This window comes from Roseovarius sp. D22-M7 (assembly GCF_037083785.1).
Lineage (GTDB): Bacteria > Pseudomonadota > Alphaproteobacteria > Rhodobacterales > Rhodobacteraceae > Roseovarius.
Genome location: NZ_JBAPKY010000130.1, coordinates 1 through 3,137 on the forward strand (window position 1 = coordinate 1; position 3,137 = coordinate 3,137).

Consider the following 3,137-nt stretch of genomic DNA (forward strand, 5'->3'; position numbering starts at 1 on the left):
AGATCGTGATGCGAAAGGTCGATGGCTGGGAAACCCTCGACCCGCCGCTCACCGACCAGCCCATTGACCTCGCCGCATGAAACCGTAACCGTCCGAACGCTGGAGATCGCCGCTCAGGAATTTCCACCACCTTCGAGACAGAACCCAAGGGGACGCCACGTTATTTTGAGTGTCTACATCGATTATGGAATCACGCCCGTCGAACTCAATACGAAACGCTCTATGGTGACGTTCGGGGTCGGATTGCGAGTTTTGAAGATGATCCGGACATGGTCGGCCAAGGCTTTGTCGACGGAGAGTTTGTCCGGCAGCAGACAGACAACCTTCCGCCTTTTGCCGAGCAGGGCCAGCCGCTTGACGGTAACGTTCGCCCGCTTGGCCCAGGAGAATCGCATTTGAACTTGCTTGCTTGAACCTCTGCTTTTGCGGCAGGGAGTGCGATGGATTCTGAGTGGCGGATTCAGTTCAAGGAGCCCTACCGCCAAGCAGATTTTCCTGTCCGCCTTCGATGACGTCCCCGATCCGCGTGCCAGCAACGCGCGCCATGACCTTGGCGAACTCCTCATGATCTCCTTCGTGTCCGTGCTCTGCGGTTCGACATCTTGCGCCGAGATGGCAGCCTTCGGTCGTGCAAAAGAGAGCTTTTTCAGATGGGATGGTTGCCGCCCTCCCCAGACGGCATCGCAATGTGCCAAGATAGTGGTCTGATAGCCACGAAGCGGAGAGGACGACGAGATGAAGGATACAATAATTNCATCGCAATGTGCCAAGATAGTGGTCTGATAGCCACGAAGCGGAGAGGACGACGAGATGAAGGATACAATAATTGGAGTGGATTTGGCAAAACGTGTTTTCCAACTCCATGGGTCGACGACGACGGGCCATGTGACGCTTCGCAAGAAGCTGACGCGCGAGCAATTCCAACGGTTCATGGCTGAGCATCCATCCTGCCTTGTCGTGTTCGAGGCCTGTGGCAGCGCCAGCTACTGGGCGCGCGAGATGGCGAAGCTCGGCCATGACGCCAAGCTTATTGCGCCGCAATACGTCAGGCCTTTCGTGAAGCGGCAGAAAAATGACGCCGCCGACGCTGAGGCGATCGTGATCGCCGCGCGCCAGCCCGAGATGCGGTTCGTGTCCCCCAAGACGGAGGACCAGCAGGCCAAAGCGATGTTGTTCCGCGGTCGTGAGCGCTTGGTGCATCAGCGCACCGAACTGGTGAACGCACTGCGGGCGGTGCTCTACGAGTATGGGCATGTCTTTCCCGCCGGCATCGGCCATCTCAAGCGGATCGAGGCGGTGATCGAGGATCCCAACTGTGACCTGCCGGCCCTGATCACCGCGGAATGTCGCGACTTGCTGGCACAGATTGCCGAGAAGACCGACAGGATCGACGCGAAAACCAAGGCCCTGAAGGAGCTCGCCGCCGAAACCGATACGGCGCGCCGCCTGCAGACCATGCCGGGTGTCGGACCGCTGACGGCCGTTGCGGTGGAAGCCTTCGGACCCGACATGGCGCAGTTTAAAACGGGACGTGACTTTGCGGCCTGGTTGGGCTTGGTGCCCAAGCAACATTCCTCAGGAGGAAAGGAGCGCCTCGGCCGTATGACCAAGGCCGGCCAGGCCGATATCCGACGCCTCCTGATCATTGGTGCAATGTCGCGATTGGGCTGGCTTGGGAGGCGCACAATCGTAGAGGGCAGCTGGCTGTCACGCATGTTGGCGCGCAAGCCCAAAATGCTGGTCGCAATAGCGCTGGCTAACAAGATGGCCCGCCAGATTTGGGCGATGTTGACGAGGAACGAAGATTACAAGGATCCGGCGCTGGCGGGTGCGGCATGATGCTCATGTCGACCCGTTAGCGACGGTGTCAGGGGAGTGTAAGAAGACGACGACCTGAATGGGCAAAACGATCGAACAGATCCGGACCGGGAGAACCAGTAAGTCCCTACGAGCAGCAAGCTCGTTTTTCAGATATGGACCCGCTCCGCTGATCACCATACCGGCCCGCGGCTTCTGGAATGCCGCACAAAGAAGGCCTGACAGAAGACCGCACTCGATCACACGCCAATAGGGTCAGAAACTTCTTGCATCACGGGCGGCAACCACAGAAGGGACTTCATGAAGCTGGAGCATGCCATCCCCTCGCATGACACCTTCTCGGCAGTGTTCTAGATGATCGATCCCAAGGCGCTGGATGCCGCCTTCGGCAAGGTGCTTGCGGAGGTCGCAGCACTGCTGTGCAACGGCGATGTGATTGCCATCGACGGCAAGGCGCTGCGCGGGGCACGCGAGAAGGACGAGACCGCGCGAACCCGCATGATGGTCTCTGCCTATGCGTCCCGGCTACGCCTGACGCTCGCCACCGCGACCGCCGATCACGGGACGGAATTGGACGCGGCCCTCGAGATGCTCGGACTGATCGCGCTCAAGGGCAAGGTGGTCACCGCCGACGCGCTGCACTGCAATCGCCGTACGGTTGCAGCGATCAACGCGGGTGGCGGAGACTGGTGTCTGGCCCTCACGGCCAACCAGGACTCGCTCTTGTCGGATGCCCACGCCTGTTTCTGGCAGGCGGGAAACGACCATCCGACAGCTTGCATCGAAGAGATCAATCACGGACGCAAGGAGAGCCGCACAGCCGCCGTCGTATCGGCCAAGGGGTTGGCAAAGCATCATGATTTTCCCGGGCTTACAGCCTTCGGCCGGATCGAGGGGACACGCGAGGTCGACGGCATGGCAACCTCCGAGACTCGGTATTTCGCGCTCTCATGGACGCCAACCCCCGAGGTGCTGCTCGATACCGTACGCGATCATTGGGCGATCGAGAACACTCTGCACTGGCAACTCGACGTGTCGTTCCGCGAAGACGCCGCACGCAACCGCAAGAAAAATGCTCCAGGCAACATCGCTGTCCTGCGACGCCGTGCTCTCGATCTCGTCAGACGGGAGACATCAAAGGGTTCGCTCTCCATCAAACTCAAGCGAGCAGGCTGGGACGACACGTTCTTACGCAGCGTTCTCAATGGTTTGGTAGAGCCATGACACCTAACAGGCTGCTGAAGAAGTCTGGCGAGAAGAATATTTTCCCGATCATACGGGTTTCAGCCAGACGGTTTGCGGGCGACGGGCCACGCCTT

At 59.6% G+C, this 3,137-nt stretch carries 3 protein-coding genes and 1 pseudogene; 3 read left to right on the forward strand and 1 reads right to left on the reverse strand.

Annotated elements, in window-relative coordinates; all coding sequences use genetic code 11:
• Positions 1-182: 182 nt before the first annotated feature.
• Positions 183-395 (reverse strand): hypothetical protein, encoded by a 213-nt coding sequence (locus V8324_RS21420; protein ID WP_336421920.1) that lies wholly within the window; start codon positions 393-395, stop codon positions 183-185.
• Positions 396-489: 94 nt separating this feature from the next.
• On the opposite strand from V8324_RS21420, the pseudogene V8324_RS21425 reads away from it, so the two are divergent.
• The 3 genes and pseudogenes from V8324_RS21425 to V8324_RS21435 all read left to right on the forward strand — a co-directional run.
• Positions 490-651 (forward strand): annotated as a pseudogene (locus V8324_RS21425) (transposase family protein); the annotation flags it as partial.
• Positions 652-810: 159 nt separating this feature from the next.
• Complete coding sequence (locus V8324_RS21430) at positions 811-1,839, forward strand: IS110 family transposase (RefSeq protein WP_336421921.1); 1,029 nt, start codon at positions 811-813, stop codon at positions 1,837-1,839.
• Positions 1,840-2,172: 333 nt separating this feature from the next.
• A complete protein-coding gene (locus V8324_RS21435) occupies positions 2,173-3,042 on the forward strand; it encodes an ISAs1 family transposase (RefSeq protein WP_336421922.1) in 870 nt (289 codons plus the stop codon).
• The last annotated feature ends 95 nt before the right edge of the window (positions 3,043-3,137 follow it).

Coding starts and splice junctions, on each gene's coding strand:
- V8324_RS21420 (WP_336421920.1), bottom strand. CDS start 395: ATGCGATTCTCCTGGGCCAAGCGGGCGAACGTTACCGTCAAGCGGCTG.
- V8324_RS21435 (WP_336421922.1), top strand. CDS start 2,173: ATGATCGATCCCAAGGCGCTGGATGCCGCCTTCGGCAAGGTGCTTGCG.
- V8324_RS21430 (WP_336421921.1), top strand. CDS start 811: ATGAAGGATACAATAATTGGAGTGGATTTGGCAAAACGTGTTTTCCAA.